The organism is Actinomadura sp. CNU-125 (assembly GCF_001942465.1).
In the GTDB taxonomy this organism is placed as follows: Bacteria; Actinomycetota; Actinomycetes; order Streptosporangiales; family Streptosporangiaceae; genus Spirillospora.
In genome coordinates this window covers 1-2,047 of the sequence record NZ_MKJY01000484.1, presented here as the reverse complement: position 1 = coordinate 2,047, position 2,047 = coordinate 1, and the positions used below count along the sequence as shown (strand labels likewise).

Below are 2,047 nucleotides of genomic sequence, written 5' to 3'. Positions count from 1 at the left end.
CGACGGACGGCACCGCCCCCTGCCCACCGGAGCGATGAGCAGGGGCATCGGACCGTCCAGACCGAACCGGAAACCCCAGAGCGTGAGGGACCCCGCCAGCCCCGGCCCGGAACCGCTGGCACACGATGCACGCTCCCGGACGGGCTCAAGAACGCGGGCGACCAGCGCATCCAACACCGTTCGGGACGCGCGCAGAACCACGAGATGGGTCCAAGACCCACTCCTGGACACTGTTTAGGAACGGTTCCCGGGCATCCGGTGCACCGAAGTACGCGCGGACGGCCGGGCGCCACGGGTTGGCCGCGACGCCCGGGTAGAGCACCGCCACGGCCGCGCAGTATTTGCTGATCTTCACGGGCCGGACGCCGTGGTCGCGCAGGATCCGGTCCATCGGCGCCTCGCCGCCTTCGGACTTGGATTCGATCAGCACCATGCCGGGATCGGCGGCGATGGTCACCGCCCCGTCGGTGCAGGTCAGGGACGCGTCGAAGGTGACCCGGCCGGGCCCGGTCAGCTGGACGAGCGTGGAGCGCAGGTAGTCGGTCGTCGCACTGGTGACGAGGGCCGCGGGCGGGTTCGTCCGGTACGCCGACAGCAGCACGTCCTGCAGGAACTCGCGGGCCGTGCCGTCGAGCGTCCGGCGGCGGGCGGCGTCGTAGGGCAGCCGACGCTTGTCGGTGGCGTTGCGGGCCCCCGACAGCTTGACCTCGAACATGCACTCGCCGCTGTCCAGGTATGTGCGCGTCCTCATCTTGTAGCGCTGCCGTCTGCCCTGCCGGTGCTGGCGGAAGGTGAGGAGGTTCGGGGTGTCGAAGTAGGTGGACGAGTAGCGGAAGCCGCGGCGGCCGTCGATCTCCAGGGCCGCGTAGTCCCCGGCGACGCGCGGCAGGATCGCGGCGCACAGCTCGGCCGGAACCAGGTACTTGCGGTCGACCCGGGTCTGGAGTTCGGCCCGGTCCAGCACCTGGGAGAGGGGCATGGACGGCAGGGCGCCGGTGAGGCGCGCGACCGCGGCGCTTCCGTCGGAGCAGGGTGCTTCGGTCAGGACGGTCATCGCGCGCCACCTCCCCTGGCGGGCGACACCGTCGGGTACGGCGTGCGGGTCTGGTGGACGGACCTGGGCTTCGCGACGGGGAGACGGAACCGGACGTCGACGACCGACACGTCCCGCACGTAGTCGACCTCGGTGACCGTGCAGGTCAGGACGGTTCCGCCGAGGCGGTGTTCGAGGTCGGCGTGCAGGGCGGCGGGGTCGGCGTGGACGACGTCGAGGGTCACCACCTGGCGGCGGGTGCGGGACGCGAAGCGCGGGTGGTCGGCGATGTACATCATCGTGAGGAGCACGACGTCCAGCAGGACGGCGAGCCACGGGATCACCGCGGCGATGCCGTTGACCAGGCCGAGCGCCAGCGCGACGAAGTAGTAGCCGACCTCTTCCTGGGTGATGGCGTCCGATCGCAGCCGGATGATCGACAGCACCGCGAAGAGGCCGAACCCGACGGCGACGTCCGCCCGTTCGGCCAGCAGTAGCGAAACCACCGTGAAGACTCCGACGTTGACCGCTATGTAGGCCAACCGGAGGTCCCGGCGGTGGTGCCGGCGGAAGTAGATGACGTGCGCCAGCACGGTGATCGCGGTCAGGTTCGCGGCGAGTCCGTACAGGACGTGTCCAGCCACAGGTTCCTCCAGGTTGCGGTCCGACTCATTGATCACGATCGCGGCCCGCGATGGGACCTGGGTGAGAGCAACATGAAAGACCGTTCATCGAGCGCGCTGCCTGCGGTGTCGTGCCGCCGCCGGATGAAAGGCTTCTCATGTGGCCTTAACCGTGCGTTCCGTCGCGGCGTGTGAGGTTGGTGCCATGTCGGTTTCAGTACGCAGGTGGTGCATCGGGGTCGCGGTGGCGGCGGTGCTGCTCGCCCGCCACCGGGGTGGGGCTCGTGCGGGCGCAGGAGAGCACGCCGCCGTCGCTCGGCGGGACGATCGAGGTCAGCCGGTCACCGGCGGGGACGGGCGGCTCGGGGACGGGCGGGTCCGCGACGGGCGG

The 2,047-nt window shown here is 70.5% G+C and carries 2 protein-coding genes; both read right to left on the bottom strand.

Annotated elements, in window-relative coordinates; all coding sequences use genetic code 11:
• Positions 1-145: 145 nt before the first annotated feature.
• Complete coding sequence (locus BJF79_RS38325) at positions 146-1,054, bottom strand: polyphosphate polymerase domain-containing protein (RefSeq protein WP_075904731.1); 909 nt, start codon at positions 1,052-1,054, stop codon at positions 146-148.
• Positions 1,051-1,713 carry a DUF4956 domain-containing protein gene (locus BJF79_RS38320; RefSeq protein WP_262403187.1) on the bottom strand — a complete coding sequence of 221 codons (663 nt, stop codon included), beginning with the start codon at positions 1,711-1,713 and terminating at the stop codon, positions 1,051-1,053. The genes BJF79_RS38325 and BJF79_RS38320 overlap by 4 nt, the downstream gene beginning before the upstream one ends.
• Between the last annotated feature and the right edge of the window lie 334 nt (positions 1,714-2,047).

Excerpts from the sequence above, each read along its gene's own strand:
- BJF79_RS38325 (WP_075904731.1), bottom strand. The coding sequence starts at position 1,054 with ATGACCGTCCTGACCGAAGCACCCTGCTCCGACGGAAGCGCCGCGGTC.